Annotated in this window: 17 protein-coding genes; 5 read left to right on the top strand and 12 right to left on the bottom strand. The window is 60.8% G+C overall.

Going from position 1 to position 17,270, the window contains the following annotated elements; genetic code table 11:
- Positions 1-315: 315 nt before the first annotated feature.
- The gene (gene rpoH / locus GA0061100_RS04235; protein ID WP_075851418.1) at positions 316-1,224 is read left to right on the top strand and encodes an RNA polymerase sigma factor RpoH; all 909 of its coding nucleotides are present in this window, start codon (positions 316-318) and stop codon (positions 1,222-1,224) included.
- An 84-nt stretch (positions 1,225-1,308) separates the two neighbouring features.
- Here the strand turns inward: rpoH and GA0061100_RS04240 are convergent, their stop codons facing one another.
- The 4 genes from GA0061100_RS04240 to GA0061100_RS04255 form a co-directional block, all read right to left on the bottom strand.
- Positions 1,309-3,687, bottom strand: coding sequence for a hypothetical protein (locus GA0061100_RS04240; RefSeq protein ID WP_075851419.1), 2,379 nt, complete (start codon positions 3,685-3,687; stop codon positions 1,309-1,311).
- Between the two features lie 61 nt (positions 3,688-3,748).
- On the bottom strand, positions 3,749-5,044 hold the full coding sequence (locus GA0061100_RS04245; protein ID WP_075851421.1) for an adenylosuccinate synthase: 1,296 nt from the start codon (positions 5,042-5,044) through the stop codon (positions 3,749-3,751).
- A 204-nt stretch (positions 5,045-5,248) separates the two neighbouring features.
- On the bottom strand, positions 5,249-6,046 hold the full coding sequence (locus GA0061100_RS04250; RefSeq protein WP_244557757.1) for a class I SAM-dependent methyltransferase: 798 nt from the start codon (positions 6,044-6,046) through the stop codon (positions 5,249-5,251).
- 190 nt (positions 6,047-6,236) lie between these two features.
- Positions 6,237-7,094, bottom strand: coding sequence for a GNAT family N-acetyltransferase (locus GA0061100_RS04255; RefSeq protein WP_075851425.1), 858 nt, complete (start codon positions 7,092-7,094; stop codon positions 6,237-6,239).
- Between the two features lie 328 nt (positions 7,095-7,422).
- On the opposite strand from GA0061100_RS04255, the gene GA0061100_RS04260 reads away from it, so the two are divergent.
- The 3 genes from GA0061100_RS04260 (at position 7,423) to GA0061100_RS04270 (ending at position 10,599) form a co-directional block, all read left to right on the top strand.
- Positions 7,423-8,745, top strand: a complete 1,323-nt coding sequence (locus GA0061100_RS04260) for a UDP-glucose dehydrogenase family protein (protein ID WP_075851427.1) — start codon at positions 7,423-7,425, stop codon at positions 8,743-8,745.
- 71 nt (positions 8,746-8,816) lie between these two features.
- Positions 8,817-9,821, top strand: coding sequence for an NAD-dependent epimerase (locus tag GA0061100_RS04265; protein ID WP_075851429.1), 1,005 nt, complete (start codon positions 8,817-8,819; stop codon positions 9,819-9,821).
- A gap of 4 nt (positions 9,822-9,825) precedes the next feature.
- Positions 9,826-10,599: an alpha/beta fold hydrolase gene (locus GA0061100_RS04270; RefSeq protein ID WP_075851431.1), complete on the top strand. Its 774-nt coding sequence runs from the start codon at positions 9,826-9,828 to the stop codon at positions 10,597-10,599.
- 14 nt (positions 10,600-10,613) lie between these two features.
- Here GA0061100_RS04270 and rutF read toward each other — a convergent pair whose 3' ends face one another.
- The 5 genes from rutF to GA0061100_RS04295 form a co-directional block, all read right to left on the bottom strand.
- A complete protein-coding gene (gene rutF / locus GA0061100_RS04275; RefSeq protein ID WP_075851433.1) occupies positions 10,614-11,153 on the bottom strand; it encodes an NADH-dependent FMN reductase RutF in 540 nt (179 codons plus the stop codon).
- 177 nt (positions 11,154-11,330) lie between these two features.
- On the bottom strand, positions 11,331-12,059 hold the full coding sequence (locus GA0061100_RS04280) for a class I SAM-dependent methyltransferase (RefSeq protein WP_075851435.1): 729 nt from the start codon (positions 12,057-12,059) through the stop codon (positions 11,331-11,333).
- 123 nt (positions 12,060-12,182) lie between these two features.
- Entirely contained in the window at positions 12,183-12,686 is a 504-nt protein-coding gene (locus GA0061100_RS04285) for a VOC family protein (RefSeq protein ID WP_075851437.1), read from the bottom strand.
- Positions 12,683-13,075, bottom strand: a complete 393-nt coding sequence (locus GA0061100_RS04290; protein ID WP_075851439.1) for a RidA family protein — start codon at positions 13,073-13,075, stop codon at positions 12,683-12,685. The genes GA0061100_RS04285 and GA0061100_RS04290 overlap by 4 nt, the downstream gene beginning before the upstream one ends.
- Positions 13,076-13,136: 61 nt before the next feature.
- Positions 13,137-14,033, bottom strand: coding sequence for a DMT family transporter (locus GA0061100_RS04295; RefSeq protein ID WP_075851890.1), 897 nt, complete (start codon positions 14,031-14,033; stop codon positions 13,137-13,139).
- 246 nt (positions 14,034-14,279) lie between these two features.
- Between GA0061100_RS04295 and GA0061100_RS04300 the strand changes: the two genes are divergently transcribed.
- On the top strand, positions 14,280-14,705 hold the full coding sequence (locus GA0061100_RS04300) for a hypothetical protein (protein WP_075851441.1): 426 nt from the start codon (positions 14,280-14,282) through the stop codon (positions 14,703-14,705).
- 53 nt (positions 14,706-14,758) lie between these two features.
- Here the strand turns inward: GA0061100_RS04300 and GA0061100_RS04305 are convergent, their stop codons facing one another.
- From GA0061100_RS04305 to ung, 3 genes are all read right to left on the bottom strand, one after another.
- On the bottom strand, positions 14,759-15,370 hold the full coding sequence (locus GA0061100_RS04305; RefSeq protein ID WP_075851442.1) for an alpha/beta hydrolase: 612 nt from the start codon (positions 15,368-15,370) through the stop codon (positions 14,759-14,761).
- Positions 15,371-15,385: 15 nt separating this feature from the next.
- Positions 15,386-16,318 carry a VOC family protein gene (locus GA0061100_RS04310; protein WP_075851444.1) on the bottom strand — a complete coding sequence of 311 codons (933 nt, stop codon included), beginning with the start codon at positions 16,316-16,318 and terminating at the stop codon, positions 15,386-15,388.
- Between the two features lie 169 nt (positions 16,319-16,487).
- A complete protein-coding gene (gene ung, locus GA0061100_RS04315) occupies positions 16,488-17,186 on the bottom strand; it encodes a uracil-DNA glycosylase (RefSeq protein ID WP_075851446.1) in 699 nt (232 codons plus the stop codon).
- Between the last annotated feature and the right edge of the window lie 84 nt (positions 17,187-17,270).

The raw sequence follows: 17,270 nt of genomic DNA on the forward strand, positions 1-17,270 counted from the left end.
CGACTATGAAGGACCGAAGTCCGAGCGCCTGTGCTGACCGAAAACGCGACCGCGTTTGGGAGGTCGATATGGTCCCACCACATGGCACCGGACTATTCGGGAGGGTAATCCAAAGGGCGATGTCACGGCGAGGCCTGCGGTCACGCTGCTATAACACTTGCGTGACCACCTCCTTGAATCACCGTTTCGCCGTACTTATCTTTACATTGGTTCAGTGCGGGGTCCCAGGACCCGTACGCCTTGGTCCGCTTCGCAGAAGGCGCGCAAAATACGCCCCCAGAAGGAACCAAATCTCGAATAGGAGGGTGCACAATCATGGCCCGTAATACCTTACCGTCCATTGCCGCCGGAGAAGCCGGCCTCAATCGTTATCTCGACGAGATCCGCAAGTTCCCCATGCTGGAACCGCAGGAAGAGTACATGCTCGCCAAGCGCTATGCGGAACATGCCGACCGTCAGGCCGCGCATAGGCTCGTCACAAGCCATCTGCGCCTCGTGGCGAAGATCGCCATGGGCTATCGCGGCTATGGCCTGCCGATCGGCGAAGTCGTGTCGGAAGGCAATGTCGGCCTGATGCAGGCCGTCAAGAAGTTCGACCCAGAACGCGGTTTCCGTTTAGCGACGTATGCCATGTGGTGGATCAAGGCCTCGATCCAGGAATATATCCTGCGCTCGTGGTCGCTCGTAAAGATGGGCACGACTGCCAACCAGAAGCGCCTTTTCTTCAACCTGCGCCGCCTGAAGGGCCGCATCCAGGCTATCGACGACGGCGACCTGAAGCCGGAGCACGTGACCGAGATCGCCACCAAGCTGAATGTCTCGGAAGAAGAGGTCGTTTCGATGAACCGCCGCCTCTCTGGCGACGCTTCGCTGAATGCGCCGATCAAGGCTTCAGAAGGCGATTCCGGCCAGTGGCAGGATTGGCTTGTCGATGATCACGACAGCCAGGAAGACGTATTGATCGAACAGGACGAGCTCGATACCCGCCGCCGCATGCTGGCGCGCGCCATGGGCGTTCTGAACGACCGTGAACGTCGCATCTTCGAGGCACGCCGCCTTGCAGAAGAACCGGTAACGCTGGAGGACCTGTCGTCCGAATTCGACATCAGCCGCGAACGCGTGCGCCAGATTGAGGTTCGCGCCTTCGAAAAGGTTCAGGAAGCTGTGCAGAAGGACGCGCTGGAGCGCGCCAAGGCTCTGCGCGTGGTCGAAGCGACCGCATAACACTTCCTGCTCGGCAGGCTTAACGGAAAAGAGAAAGGCGGGCCAAAAGCCCGCCTTTTCCATATCCATCGATTTAGGAAGAGCTTACTGGCCGCTCGAGGCAACGCCGCCGAGTGCCTGCCACTCCGCAATCGCCTTGTTGAAGGCATCGGTGCCCGTCGGGCCTTTCTCCATGGTCAGGAGAGCCCGTCGGCCGTTGCGATAGACGACCGGGATATCGATCCAGTTGCGGCTCTTCAAGAGATCGAGATTGGTCTTGCGCGCATCCGGGAAGTCGTTGAGCGCGACCATGTAGACGTCATCGGTCACCTTGGCCGGAACCGCGATCAGGGCATCGCCACGATCCTGCTCGGTCGCCTTCAATGCAACGCGCTGGACGTTGTCGATCGCTCCGCCCTCGAAATTCGGCGGCACCTGGAAGGCAAGCTCGATCAGGTGGCTGGCAGGCAACGAAGAGTCGGAGTTCCGCGAGACTGTGATTGTCGCCGTCAGGCCACGATCCGGAACGGTGATGAGACCCTGCACCGAAGGTTCCGGCCGGCCGTCAGCCCCTTTGCCTTCCTGCAGCGACCAAGTGACTGTGCCCTGGAAGGCGGTAGGCGACGTCTGGCCGAGGCGCTCCTCATAGAGGAAAACCTTCTGCCCGTCAGTGGCAGGCGGCGTCTGCTGCGCCACGGCCGGCGGCTGATTGGCGGAGGCCTGTTGCTGCTGCTGATTGGCGGCAGGCGCCTGCTGATCCGTCGAAGCAGATGGCGTATTCGGCGTGGCAGTCGCGGGCGCCTGGCTCTGCGGAGCGGCGGCGGCGGCATTGTTGGCGGCAGGCGTTGCTGCGGCAGAGGGCGCCGCAGAAGCAACGTTCTGTTCGGCTACGGACTTGCCTTCCACGACGCCGGGCTGCCCGTTCGGAGCAGGCCCTTCGTCCTCTTCCGTGCCGTTGGCCAGAAGACGTTGCGTGAACTTGGTGTTGACCGTGTTCGGGTCGCCACCCAATGCAGCAACATCCGTGTTACCGGCACCCTGCGGCTGCTGAGCGGCCGTGTTGGTCTGCTGTGGCGCCGCCGCCTGCGGGGCAGGAGTTGCGGCATTGCCTTTGCTCGGTGCATTGCTGCTTGCCGTATCCGATGTCGCGGGAGTTGCCGCATTCTTCGGAGCGGAACTGACGAGCTTCGTCACCATGTTATTGAGCGCATCCCGGTTCAGCCAGGCTGCGTAGCCGCCGCCTCCGACGACCGCAAGGCCGACGAGCGTGACGATGATACCGGTGACATTGATACGACGGCGCTTCGGCTCCATACGGAAGCTGCGGCCCTGCAGCTTCGCCGCCATCGCCTGGTCGAGATCGGGCGGAACAGCAGCACCACCGCCTCGTTCGTCTTCAGCGCGCTTGTCGAAACCCGCAAGCTCCTTAAGCTCGCGCCAGCCGTCATTGGCGGCATCGGCTTCGGAGGCTGGCTTGCGGGACGGATGTACATCCGCAAAGAGATCGACATCGTCAAAGGCATTTTCCGGCATTTGCCGAGCTGCCTGCTGCACCGGCTTCGAAGCACCCGGTGCGGGCTGCATTTCCTCGAAGACATCCGCGTCCCAGGCAAAGCCCGTGTTGGTTGCTGCTGCCTTCGCGTTGACGGGTCCCTCGACGGGTTGGCCAAAGGGTGCTTCCGCAAAAGCCGCGGCCGGCATGACCGGGTCACTGTGGCGGGAGGCAGCCGGCTCGGGTGCTACATGGGAGGTCGATGCATCCACTTCCGCCCAAATCTGCTCGACCTGGCTTATGACATCGTCAGCCTGCTTAGATGGCGCAGACGCAGGCTCGACAGCGACTGCCGACACCTCTTCAGCATGATGCTGCGGCTCGCCCGCATGGCCCTGCGGCTCTTCGTGATAAACCGGTTCCTGGGTCGGTTCTTCGTGAAGCTCGGCATGGTGCTCGACGCCAGCATGTTCGGCGGCCGGAGCATAGGGCTCTTCTTCGTGATGCGGTTCGCGCCATTCCTCTACGGGCTGGTGCTCACGCGCGTGATCCGGCTCGTCATGTGCAGCCGGCTCGTCATGGGCATGTTGCTCGTGGTCGGCTTGTGCGACACCGGGTTCTTCATGAGCATGCGCTTCGGCGGGAGCTGGTTCAGGCTCCTCCGCATGCGGCTCCGAATGCACGTCCTCGGCCGCGTGATGGTCCTGAACGGGCTCGACAGCGACCTCTTCACGCAGTGCGGGCGCTTCGGCGACCGGCGGCTCCTCGCCGCCCGGCAATGCCTCGGCATGTTCGGCCTCGACCTCGACGATCGCGGCCTCAAGCTTGTCGAGCTGGCGGCGCAGCATTTCCTCGGGCGGGCGCGGCTTCATGCTCTCGAGCTGCCGTTGCACGGCACCACGAGCTCTATCGTAAACCTTGACCCGCATCTCGGGAGTATTGTCCGTCAGGCCGTCAACGGCCCGTCGAATAACTGCTACAAAATCCGCCATCAGTACTTTCTCATGATGCCCGGTGTGCAGCCGGGCCGGGATTCGTCATAGATACGCAACTTTAGCCCTCAAAGGGGTCAGTCACAAGTATGGTGTCTTCGCGCTCGGGGCTGGTCGAAAGCAGCGCCACCGGCGCACCGATCAGCTCTTCCACCTGACGCACATACTTGATCGCCTGTGCCGGCAGATCGGCCCACTTACGGGCGCCCACGGTCGATTCCTTCCAGCCCTCGAGCGTGATGTAGATCGGCTCGACGCGGGCCTGTGCTGCCTGGCTTGCCGGCAGATAATCGATTTCCTTGCCGTCGAGCTTGTAGCCGACGCAGATCTTCAATTCGTCGAGGCCGTCGAGAACGTCGAGCTTGGTGAGCGCGATACCCGTAATGCCCGAGGTCTTCACCGTCTGGCGCACCAGCACGGCATCGAACCAGCCGCAACGGCGCGGACGGCCGGTGTTGACGCCCACTTCACGGCCGACGGTCGACAGGTGCTTGCCGATCTCATCATGCAGTTCGCAAGGGAACGGCCCTTCGCCGACGCGCGTCGTATAGGCCTTGGTGATGCCGAGCACGTAGCCGAGCGCCGTCGGGCCGAGACCAGAGCCGGCAGCTGCCTGGCCGGCAACCGTGTTGGAGGAGGTCACGAAGGGATAGGTGCCGTGGTCATTGTCCAGCAACGCACCCTGCGCACCTTCGAAAAGGATGCGGGCGCCAGCCTTGCGCTGCTCGTCGAGCAACCGCCAGACCTGATCGATATAGGGAAGGATATGCTCCGCAACGGAGCTCAGCTCAGTGTGCAGGGCATCGAAGGAAATTTCGTCGACGCCCATGCCGCGCCGAAGCGCATTGTGATGCGTCAGCAGCCGGTCGATCTTGGCCGGCAGCGTTTCCGGCTCGGCGAGGTCGATGACGCGAATGGCGCGACGGCCGACCTTGTCTTCATAGGCCGGGCCGATGCCGCGGCGGGTCGTTCCGATCTTCGTACCGCTGTTGGAAGCGGCATCTTCGCGCATGGCATCCAGATCGCGATGCAGCGACAGGATCAGCGGCGCGTTCTCGGCAATGCGCAGCACGTCAGGCGTAACGGCAATGCCCTGAGCGCGCAGCTTGTCGACTTCGGCGACGAAGTGATGGGGATCGACGACGACGCCGTTGCCGATGACGCTGAGCTTGCCGCGCACGAGCCCGGAGGGCAGCAGCGCGAGCTTGTAGCTGACGCCATCGACGACAAGCGTATGACCGGCATTGTGGCCGCCCTGAAAGCGTACAATCACATCGGCGCGTTCCGAAAGCCAGTCGACAATCTTGCCCTTGCCTTCGTCACCCCATTGCGAGCCGATCACTACAACATTCGTCATTTATCCATTCCCGCTTCCTGCGCGCGGCGGCGCGCCTTGCTCAAACCCGCGCATCTATAAAGCTTTGTTTTTGGGAAAGCGACCCTGTTGTCTCAGGAGATTCGGCTTTTTGCATGACGAATCAGCGCCTCCAACAGGAATTTTCCCGGCTATCGGCCGGACGGGGCCTCCAGTGTACCCTTATCCGGCCGATGGCCTTGACTGTCAAAGGCCCGGCTTGTGGGCGACGACATGGAAATATTCCTGTTCTGGCGACGCCACTGCACCGATCGGCTTTCCTTCAAGATCGAGCAGCAGCACCGGCATGGCAAAGCCGGCATCGGCCAGTTGCGACCGGACTTGCGCCGGCGTCGTCGCATAGACCATCACGCCGAAATCATGGGCGCCATGCAACAGGATCGCATGTTCGCCGTCCCGCTCCTCGAGCGGCCTCAGCCGACGCTGGCGCAGCGTGCCGGAAATGCGGCCCTCGACATAGCGCAGGGTTCGCAAACCGAGCCGCACCGGGTTGGACGTCCATTCCAGCCGGGGATAGTCGACGCGGTCATCGAAGCCACGCCAGCCGCGGTGGAATGTCGAAAAGACAAAGGCGCCGCCGGAAGCAAGGACGCGTGCCGCCTCCCGCAGGATGGCCAGCCTTCCCGCCGCATCGACGGAATCGATACCGTTATAACTGAAGACAACCATATCGAAACTGGCATCTCGGAACGCCGACAGATCGCGCGCATCCATATGCTCGAAAAGGAGGTCTGAGTGGTTCTTTCGGCAAAGTGCAACCATCTCGGGCGTATAATCGACGCCGACATAGTCGCTTGCGAAATCTCGCAAGAGCTGTGCGGTGCGGCCCCCGCCGACACCGATATCGAGAATACGCCCCCGGCCCACCCTAGGGGCAGCAATAGTAAAGGCGGCACGCTCGCCTTCGTTCAGATAGCCACTACTGCGGCGATAGTCGCGCAAGGCCCAGGGATTACGCCAGGTCTGCCGGTTAATACTTTCCATGACATGCATAGCCGGACTCCAACAAGAAAATGAACATTCATTGTTCAGTTCCCCCTTGGCGCCCCGAGAAATCTATACATCAGCCACATGGAACATGCAGCCGTTCAGGTTGTGCAAACCTGCCGTTTCGCGAGTAATCGTTTGTTAAGGTTAATGTTGGCGCCGCCCTGACTGAGCCGGCCGTGTGCCGCTATCCGAGTTCCAGCGTCGTCACGCCGAACACGCGATCGAGCGGGATTGCCGGCGCTGTGCCGCGATACATGCGCGCCGTCTCGAAGACCGGTGACAAGCCACAATCTTCAGCAAGCCTGATCGCCTGAGCGTTATCGACAGGCACATCCAGGTAGACCGGCCCGCCCTTGGCCTTTGCCAGCAGCTTGCTCAGCAAAGCCAATGCGACCTCCGGCTTGTTGGCAAATAGCGGACCGATCTTGTAACCCTCGAAACAGCGGCGGATCGTGCCGTAACCGCGAACCCTGCTGCCGCCGCCTACGATGAAGGATGCACGCCTCTCGGGAGCACCGCACCAGGCCCGGATGAAGGAATGACGCAGTCCGGGGAAGATTTCCGCATCATAATGCACCAGCCCATCAAGCTTGCCATCCACGACTGGCACCACCTGTCTTGCCTGCTGTTCATCCACCTCGGGTATCTTGGGGATGCCGCCATAACGGAGTGTCCGATAGGCTGTCTCAAAACCGTGCCGCCGGTAGTTTTCCTGCTGCGCGACGACCCCATCCAGGCCGACGATGCGATTGCCGGCAAGCGTCATGCCCTTGTTCCAGAGCTGTTTCCCATATCCCCTGCCGCGAAGCTCTGGATGCAATATGTAAAGGCCAAGGAACGCGAAAGCCTCGCCGTAACGGACAACGGAGATACAGCCGACCGGCACCTCGCCGATCGCACCGATCAGAAAGCCGGATGGATCGGCCTCCCAGAATGCCGGGGCATCGTCAATACCGGGATTCCACCCTTCTTGCCGAGCCCATTCCAGAGCAAGCTCCAGCTCGCCAGCCCGCATTGTCCGCACGGCAAAAGTCGATTTCATGCAATAGTCCCGAACCGCCCATTACACCGCCGCCCCTGTAAAGCGACCGCGCCCAATTCATCATGTGGCAACATGCTACCAATCACAAGCAATAGGCGATGATAAGCTTAAAGTACAAAGGCTTCGTTTCACTTGGAAAGCAAGGCAAGCACTCGAATAGGACAACAGGAAAACCAACAAGCTTTTGTGACACTTCTGTCGCAATTCTCCTAAACCGGGCATCGCATATAGGCGTCACCCGCGATCCTGTGTATAAGCGCAGACAATCGCCCATGCCGCCCTTGCGTTTCGACGCGAAGCCTGGCGCCAGCAAAAGGATTGAAATTTCATGCGCATCACGATGATCGGCTCGGGTTATGTGGGGCTTGTGTCGGGTGTTTGCTTTGCCGATTTCGGCCATGACGTCATCTGCGTCGACAAGGACACGAGCAAGATCGAGGCGCTGCGACGCGGCGAGATACCGATCTTCGAGCCGGGCCTCGAGCAGCTTGTGGCAGACAATGTTCGCGCCGGTCGCCTCTCCTTCACAACGGAAGTAGAGGCGAGCGTTGCCGCAAGCGACGTCGTCTTTATCGCCGTGGGCACGCCTTCCCGGCGCGGCGATGGCCACGCCGACCTCTCTTACGTCTATGCCGCCGCCCGCGAGATCGCCGAGCACGTCAAGGGCTTCACCGTCATCGTCACCAAGTCGACCGTACCCGTCGGTACCGGCGACGAGGTCGAGCGCATCGTGCGCGAAACCAATCCGCAAGCCGATGTCGCCGTCGTCTCCAATCCGGAATTCCTGCGCGAAGGTGCCGCCATCGAGGACTTCAAGCGGCCCGACCGCATCGTCATCGGCCTTAACGACGAGCGCGCCCGCGGCGTCATGACCGAAGTCTATCGGCCGCTCTATCTCAACCAGGCACCGCTGCTCTTTACCTCCCGCCGCACCTCGGAGCTGATTAAGTACGCCGCCAATGCCTTCCTTGCGATGAAGATCACCTTCATCAACGAGATGGCCGACCTCTGCGAGAAGGTTGGCGCCAATGTGCAGGAAGTCTCGCGCGGCATTGGCCTCGACGGCCGCATCGGCTCGAAGTTCCTGCATGCCGGCCCCGGCTATGGCGGCTCGTGCTTCCCGAAGGACACGCTGGCGCTTGCCAAGACGGCTCAGGACTACGACAGCCCCGTGCGCCTGATCGAAACGACCGTATCGATCAACGACAATCGCAAGCGCGCCATGGGCCGCAAGGTGATCGCGGCCATGGGCGGCGATATCAGGGGCAAGTCGATCGCAGTCCTCGGCCTCACCTTCAAGCCGAATACCGACGACATGCGAGACAGCCCGGCGATCTCAATCATCCAGACGCTGCAGGATGCCGGCGCCACGGTAACAGGCTACGACCCGGAAGGCATGGAGAATGCCCGCCTGGTCATCGACAACATCGCCTATGCCGAGGATGCCTATGGCGCAGCACGCGACGCCGATGCGCTCGTCATCGTGACGGAATGGAACCAGTTCCGCGCACTCGACTTCGCTAGGCTCAAATCCGTGATGAAGGCACCGGTTCTCGTCGACCTTAGAAACATCTATCGCCATGACGAGGTCACAAAGCACGGCTTTGCCTATACAAGCGTCGGCAGACCCTCGAGCGACGCCACACTTTAGAGCGTTTACGCATTCCGAGCGGAAAATCGCTACGCACTTTTCCTGGAAATGCTTCAAGCAAAGGCCGATCAATGCGTTACCTCATCACCGGCACCGCCGGTTTCATCGGATTCCACCTTGCCAAGCGCCTGCTCGACGAGGGCCATTTCGTGGTCGGTTTCGACGGCATGACGCCCTATTACGACGTCAAGCTCAAGGAGAAGCGCACCGCCATCCTCGCGCGCTCCAACGGCTTCAAGGCCGTGACGGGCATGCTGGAGGACAAGGCAGCGCTGGATCATGCAGCCGAACTCTCCGAACCTGATGTGATCGTCCATCTCGCCGCGCAGGCCGGCGTGCGCTATAGCCTTGAAAATCCGCGTTCCTACGTCGATTCCAACCTCGTCGGTTCGTTCAATATCCTGGAGCTGGCAAGAAACCTGCAGCCGAAGCACCTGCTTCTGGCATCGACCTCGTCCGTCTACGGCGCCAACGAAAAGATCCCCTTTGCCGAAAGCGACAAGGCCGACGAGCAGATGACGATCTATGCGGCGACCAAGAAGAGCATGGAGCTGATGGCCCACAGCTACGCGCATCTCTTCAACGTGCCCACGACCGCTTTCCGTTTCTTCACCGTCTATGGCCCGTGGGGCCGGCCGGACATGGCGCTCTTCAAGTTCGTCGATGCCATCAAGAATGACAGGCCGATCGAGATTTACGGCGAAGGCAAGATGAGCCGCGATTTCACCTATATCGACGATCTCGTCGAAGGCATCGTGCGCTTGATCGGCGTGGTGCCGTCGGAGGAAAACCGGGTCGCATCGGAGACGATCATCGACACCCTGTCGAAGAACGCCCCCTTCCGCGTCGTCAATATCGGCGGCGGCCAGCCTGTCGGGCTAATGACCTTCGTCGAAACCATCGAGACAATGCTCGGCAAGAAGGCGATCCGCAAGATGCTGCCGATGCAGCCCGGCGACGTCCACAATACCTACGCCGTTCCGGACCTGCTCGTGGCGCTGACGGGCTTCAAGCCGCAGATCGAGGTCGACGAGGGCGTGAAACGCTTCGTCGAGTGGTATCAGGAAAATTACTGAGCAAATGACCGAGATCGCAGAAACGGAACATTGGATCGAGAGCTCCGACGGGCGCCTCCATGCCAGATCATGGACGCCGGCCGTCCTGAGGTCACAGCAACCGATAATCCTGTTTCACGATTCCCTCGGATGTATCATGCTCTGGCGGGATTTTCCGCAGCAACTCGCCCGTTCCCTCGGCCGTCGGGTCATTGCCTATGACCGGTTGGGCTTTGGTCGTTCCAATGCCCGCAACGACCTTCTGACGCAGGATTTCATTGCATCGGAGGCGAAGGATTTCGTGCCGCTTCTTTGCGAGCAATTGTCCATTCGAGAATTCGTTGCCTGTGGACACAGCGTAGGCGGCGGCATGGCCGTTGAGACGGGAGCAAGGTTTGGCGAACGCTGCCGTGCCGTGATCACCATCGCAGCCCAGGCCTTCGTGGAGGACAGGACCCTGCAGGGCATCCGGATCGCGCAGCAGGAATTCAAGTCGGCCGAGACCTTCGCAAGGCTTGCCAAATATCACGGCGCCAAGGCCGATTGGGTGCTGCATGCATGGATCGACACCTGGCTTGATCCGGCAAGGGCCGGATGGACCCTCGATGCAGCACTTGAGAGCCTGCCTTGCCCGGTACTCGCCATCCACGGAGACCGCGACGAATATGGCTCCGAAGCGCATCCACGCCGGATCGCGGCCGGCCGCGGCCCGGTCTATATCATGCCGGACACCGGGCCCGTGCCGCATCGCGAGCACCCTGCCCTGGTCATAAAGGCGATCGAAGACTTTCTGGCGTGACGACGCGAACGGACCTATTCGGCCTGGCCTGCGGGATGATAGTCCCGGTCGAAATAGACAAGCCCCTGACCGTTGTCACGCTGGCGGATGGCATCGACTTCGCAAAGCAGGATATCGTGCGTGCCGCCATCTGCCTGCCGCACGATGCGGCAGTCAAACGAGACGAGAGCATCTTCCAGTACCGGCGCACCGGTCGATAATTCCGACCAGGATGCAGCGGCGAAGCGCTCGGCAACCGGCGTCTTGCCACCGAAAAGCCGCGACAGATCCTGGTGCGCTTCCGAAAGGACGTTGACGCAGAGCACGCCGTTTTGCGTCACGGCAGGGTGAACCGAAGCGCCGCGGTTGAGACAGACGAGCAAGGTCGGCGGGCTATCCGTGACGCTGCAGACGGCGGTCGCAGCAAAGCCGGCGAGCCCGGCCGGGCCATCGGTCGTGACGATGTTGACCGCAGCGGCCATTCGCGCCATGGCGTTGCGAAACTCGGTGCGCGCAATATCAGGATCGGCAACAGGCACCGCCTTCTCGATCGCCACGGAGGTTTTCATGTTCATTCCGCTGTCCCCTAACTTGCGCCGGTCAGCACACACTATCGAGAGGATGAAAGCGCCTCAAGAAACGACATTTTAGAGAGTCGGCCTTCGCGAGCAATTAGTTCTCTATAAAATCTATCAACAAAAGGAAAAACAACCGCCTTCCGGGGGTGCCGCGCAAACATGCCGAAGCCGGCCTCAGGTCCGTGTCGAGATCAGGAGAAACATCGGCCGTTCGCGCTCGATCGCCCAATCCGGATGGGCCGCGAGATCCTCATCGCTTGGCGACCATTCCTCGACATGGACGATGGCAAAGCCGGATCTGATCAGGAGGTTGAGTGTCGTGCCCATGGTGCGGTGCTGCTTGACGACGCCCTCGGCGAGCCAGTTCGTCACCCGCGGCCCTTCGATCTGATAGGCACTGAGGGGCCAGATCTTGCCACCCTCGGCATCATCGAGCCATTTCGGCTGCCGCGGCGCCATGTAGATCGGATGCTCGATCGAAAAGAGCAGCCGGCCACCCGGTTTAAGTGCTTGGTGAATGGTCGCCAGAAGGCCGGCGAAACCCTCGATGTAGTGGAAGGCGAGCGAGCTGTAGACGAGATCGAAGCCGGCCTTTGGAAGCTGGAGCTTCTCGAGATCGGCCAGATCATAACGAACACGCGCATCCGCAGTTTCCGCCCGCGCGCGCTCAAGCATGTTTTCCGAGACATCGAGCCCCAACACGCTGGCGGCGCCGTGTTCGGCCGCCCAACGGCAGAACCAGCCGAAACCACACCCGAGATCGGCGACATCGAGGCCTTTCATATCTGGCATCAAGGCGCGGATGGCAGGCCATTCGGCCGCACCAGCCAGCCCGTCAATGGAGCGTTGCAGGCGGCTATAGCCTTCGAAGAAATCCGGATCGTCGTAGATATTCTGTGTCATGCGCGTCTTTCACGCCTCTTCGCGGCCTGCCATTGGCCGTGTCGGCAGTATTGCTCGTATTCCCGCATAGACCATAAGGAAGCCGGCAAAAAGCCGATTGCCAGGGGCTTCGGCCGCTGCCCGTCAAGCGGTCGGTTTCGGCCGGGACAACCATTGCGAATAGGGCTTCACACCGAAACCCGGATCGGCCGCATCCTCAAGCACATGGATGAACTCGATAGAATGCCCATCGGGATCGGAAAAATACTGCGAAACTGCCGGCACCCAGCCCAGAACGACCGGCTCATCGAGCGGCTCGCCATTAAAGCCTTTCGGCTGAACGCCATGAGCCTTCAAAGCGGCAGCGGAACGAAGGACATCGTCAAGAGAGATTCTGAACGCAATGTGGAGACGCATTCTAAGCGGAGCGCTGCCCGTTTCCCAGAGGCCAAGCATGCCCATCCTTTTGTCGTCGATCCACAGGAAGGCGACATTCCTGCTTTCGATGACGGTCGCGACCTCGAGCTTCAGCACATCGCGATAGAATGCGATCGAGCGTTGGAGATCGGCAACCGTCAGATGCGTCTCGTAAAGTCCCAGAATGCGCGGCATTAATGGATCGGCCGAATGCTCGGGACCGATCGTCATCTCATCACCTTCGCCGCCGTGACCTCTACCTCAACCAGGAACTCGGCCCGGGTAAACCCGCCGACGATCAGCAATGTCGAAACCGGCTTGGGATCCTGAATATAGCGGTCCCGCACGGCCATATAGGCGGGAAAATCCTCGCGCGTGGTAACGAACCCGGCGATGCGGATGACATCAGCAAAGCTCATGCCGGCCTCATCCAGAATGGCGCCGATAGCCTTGAAGCACAACTCGGCCTGGGCCGTCACGTCGGCTGGAATCCGGTCGTCAAGACCGATTCCGAGCTGGCCTGAGGTGACGAGAAGGCTGGCCCCTGGCGGCACCAGCAGGCCGTGATTGTAATTGCCGAAAGGGCGGCGGACAGATGCGGGATTAAAGACCTTTTTCATCGATTCCGACTCCTGATGACCGGGCCGATATCAGCATTTTGTGATGAAAGGGGCAAGACGGTCAGTGCGCCCGTATCGATGTCACCGCGCGATTTCGCCGCACTTCCAGCAGGATATGTCCGAACAGCGCGGCAAGCACGATTGGCCCGCCGATGAGCGTCGCCGTTGAAGGGCGCTCGGCGAAAACCATCCAGACCCAGAGCGGCGTGAGCGGCACTTCGAGCGCCGTCAGCAGGGCGGCATCCGAGGCCGGCACCAGCCGCGAGCCGAAGGTGTAGAGGCTAAGGCCCATGGCATTCTGGATGATGCCGAAGGCAATGATCAGGCCAAGATCCTGGCCAGAGATCGAAAGCGGCGAAGCGAACCAGAAGGTAACGAAGGAGCAGAGCCAGGCCGACAGTGCCATGGCCGGCAGCATCGGCACATTGCGATGCTGGCGCATGACAACCGCAAGGGCCGCGACTGTCAGCGTCATGATGGCGGCGAGCCCCTTGCCGAGCCAGCTGCCGCCGTCGCTGCCATGGCCGGAAAGCATGACGAGTACGCCGACGAAGGCAATGCCGCTGGCAACCAGCGTCCTCACATTCGGACGCTCGCCGATGAAGAGGAAGGCGACGCCGGCGGTAACGAAGGGCACGGTCGCATAGATGACCATGGCATCCGCGACCGAGGTATAATAGATCGAGCCGATACCGCTAATCATGGAAGCGGTGGAAAAGATCGTCGCCGCCAGCGACGGGCCGCGCATGGAGCGCAGGATGCGAAAGGCATTGCGGCGCTCGATATAGAAAAACAGCGCAAAGACGCCGAGGCCGGAGACGATGCCTCGGCAGAACAGAATGGTCATGAGATCGGCATGGATCGCCCGCACGAAGAGACCGGAGGTCGACCAGGCGAGCGCCGAAAGCGCCACATAAATCACGCCGAGCCTGTACTGTTGCTGTTCCGCCAGCGTCACGATGAAATCCCCCGCCCTATAGCGGCAGAGCATTAGCGGGCGGCAATGATACTCACAAGCAAAGCTTGCGCCGTTGCGTGTCGCGGATGCCGGAAGATGGCAAGGGTTGCAGGAAGGTCACGCTACACGTTGCCACGAGTAGTCAAGTGAGCGCCGTCTCGCCATCGCTGTTGGCAAGATCACATTGATCTTGCACATATTTACGATCGCTCTAGGGTTCTGGCGACTTCGTCGAAGGAGAATCAATTGCGCCTGCTGTCAGCCACCTTGTTCGCGTGCGGCTGCGTCAGCCTGGTCGACGGTCCGCTATGGCCGCCGGCGCAAACCTATGTCGACAAGACGGTGCAGTGCAGCCAGAGCAGCAATCCCGCCCGCTGCGAACATACCCGCGATAGCTGGAAGGCCGACTACGAGGAGGCCATAGCAGGCGGATATCGAGCACAGAAACATGTCGCCCTATGTCTTAGTACAGGCTGCGATCAGGCAATCCAGCCTGATAAGATGCTCGGCTGCGCCTGGCGCATGGTTATTGCCGAAGCAAGGCATGCGCAATCGGACAGCATGGATTTCGCCAATCTCAACCGCTTCTGCGGGACAGACTACATCGACCAGAAGGGAAAACTGGCGGCCGCCTCGCAAGCGAAGGCCATGGTAGGTCTAATCGGCAAATAGCAGGCCGCGCATCAGAGGTCTTCTGCCGCGCGGCCCAATGTTTTGCACGGGTTCTAAGCGTAAGGCGCGAGGAAACTACGGATTGCCTCGATCTCGTTGGGACGAATATCGTGGCCACCCGGATGCCATTCGAGTGTGACCTCGGCGTTCTGCCGCGCAAAGTAATCCGCTAGCGACCTGGTGACTGGAGCAGGCGCGATCGGATCGTGTTCGCCCGCGGTGATCAGCACCCGCTTGCCCTCCAGCCTTGCATTGTCCTTCGGCTGGAACGGGATCAGCGGATGCATCAGCACGGCCGCATCGAAGAGATCGCCATGCTCGATCAGAACATTGGCAAGGATGTTGGCGCCGTTGGAAAAACCGAGGCCAAGCACCTGCGACGCGCTGTACTCAGCCGCCAGCTCCGAGACATAGGCCGCCATCTTTTCCGTCGCGCGGGCAAGGTCGGCCATGTCGTAGACGCCCTCGCCCGTCCGGCGGAAGAAACGCGCTGCGCCATATTCCGAGACATCGCCGCGTGGCGAGACGATCGTCGCCTCTGGTAGAAGTCGGGTAGCGAAATCGAAGAACTGGTTCTCATCGCCGCCGGTGCCATGGAAGGTGAAGAAAATCGGCTTTCCGGATGCACCGGCCTTCAGCCGGTGCACATAGGTCGTATCGGTCATGATTTTTCTCCTGGATTAGCCTTCCAGCGGCTCAAGATGCTGCTCGATCAAGCCACGCAGATGCGCATGCTGCTCGGGCAGTTTCAGCGCCTCGCCGAGATGGGCCGTATCCTCGTCGCGGTCAAAGCCGGGTTCGTTGGTTGCGACTTCGAACAGCACGCCACCTGGCGTACGGAAGTAGATCGCCCAGAAGTAATCGCGGTCGATGACCGGGGTCACCTGATAACCCGTGTCCATCAGCGCCTTGCGCACTTCGAGCTGCTTTGCGCGGTTCTCGACGGCAAAGGCGACATGGTGAACGGAGCCGGCGCCTGGAAGCGCGCGGTTGATGTTCGGCATGGTTTCGAGGTCGACATAGTCGGCACCGTTGCCGCCGGGAATGGCGAGCCGCTTGACGCCTTCATGGGTGTCGACGACTTCGTAGCCCATGTATTTCAGCAGTTCGGCCGTCGCACCCTCGTCCCTGAGCCGCATGGCAACGGAATGGAAACCGCGGATGGCATGTTCGGCATCGACGCCGTTATGCGTCCAGGGCAAACGCTTGTCGTCCTTGACCTCGACGAGAGCAAAGCCATCACCATCGGGACCTGCGAAATGCAGGCGCTTCTGGCCGAAGGATTCGTCGGCCTTCAGGCCTTCGACCCCATGCTGCCCGAGCCGCTCGGTCCAATAACCAAGCGCGCCTTCCGGAACGGAGTAAACAGTATTGCCGACCTCACCGGTGCCCGGGCGACCGCGCGCCATCTTCGGGAACGGGAAGTAAGTCATGATCGTGCCGGGCGTACCGACCTCGTCACCATAGTAGAGGTGATAGACATCGGGAGCATCGAAATTCACGGTCTTCTTCACCCGCCGCAGGCCGAGCGTATCCGTGAAGAACTTGTTGTTGGTGCGGGCGTCTTCCGCCATCGAGGTAACGTGGTGAAGACCTTTGATCTGGTTAAGCATCTTAAACCCCTTGTCTCGCCTGCACCGGCAGGCGTTTCTCATGGGCAGAAGATGGTCTCGTGAGCCGTGTTTCGATAGCCCCGAATGGCCAAACGGATTGTCTTCAAAGAGTGAACGATAAAATCAGATCGTTCACTGATGCATAGGGCAATCGAGACGTGCCGCCTCGCTAAGCCTCAGGATTGCTCGGCAGCGCCCAGTCGATCGGATCCCTGCCATGTTCGGCCAGATAGGCGTTGGCCTTGGAAAAATGCCGGCAGCCGAAGAAGCCGTTATGGGCCGACAGCGGCGAGGGATGGACGGATTTCAACACGAGATGGCGCTCGGTATCGACGAAAGCGGCCTTCTTCTGCGCATAGGAGCCCCAGAGCATGAAGACGACGCCGTCGCATTCGTCGTTGACCCTGCGGATGACGGCGTCGGTAAAGCGCTCCCAGCCCTTGCCCTGATGCGAGGCGGCCTGCGATTCCTCGACCGTCAGCACGCTGTTGAGCAGCAGCACACCCTGCTTCGCCCAACTCTCCAGAAAGCCGTGGCGGGCCGGCGGAATGCCGAGATCGGTTTCCAGTTCCTTGTAGATATTGACCAGCGACGGCGGGATGCGCACGCCGGGGCGCACGCTGAAGCAGAGCCCGTGCGCCTGACCGAAGCCGTGATAGGGGTCCTGGCCGAGAATGACGACCTGTACCTCGTCGAGCGGGGTTAAATCCAGTGCCCGGAAATACTCGCTGCCACGGGGAAAGATCACCTTGCCGCGCTGCTTCTCCTCGACGAGGAAAGCCTTAAGTTCATCCATATACGGACTGGCAAACTCAGGCGACAATGCCTCTTTCCAGCTGTCTTCGAGCTTGATGTTCGCTTCGGCCATTGATCACGCCTCCATTTTCGTCAGCAGTCCGATTGAGGGCGAAAGCGCCGGCAAGTCAAGGAAAGGACGTCCATTGCAGCAGGC

Origin of the sequence: Martinezella hainanensis, from assembly GCF_900094555.1 — a bacterium.
In the GTDB taxonomy this organism is placed as follows: Bacteria; Pseudomonadota; Alphaproteobacteria; order Rhizobiales; family Rhizobiaceae; genus Rhizobium; species Rhizobium hainanense.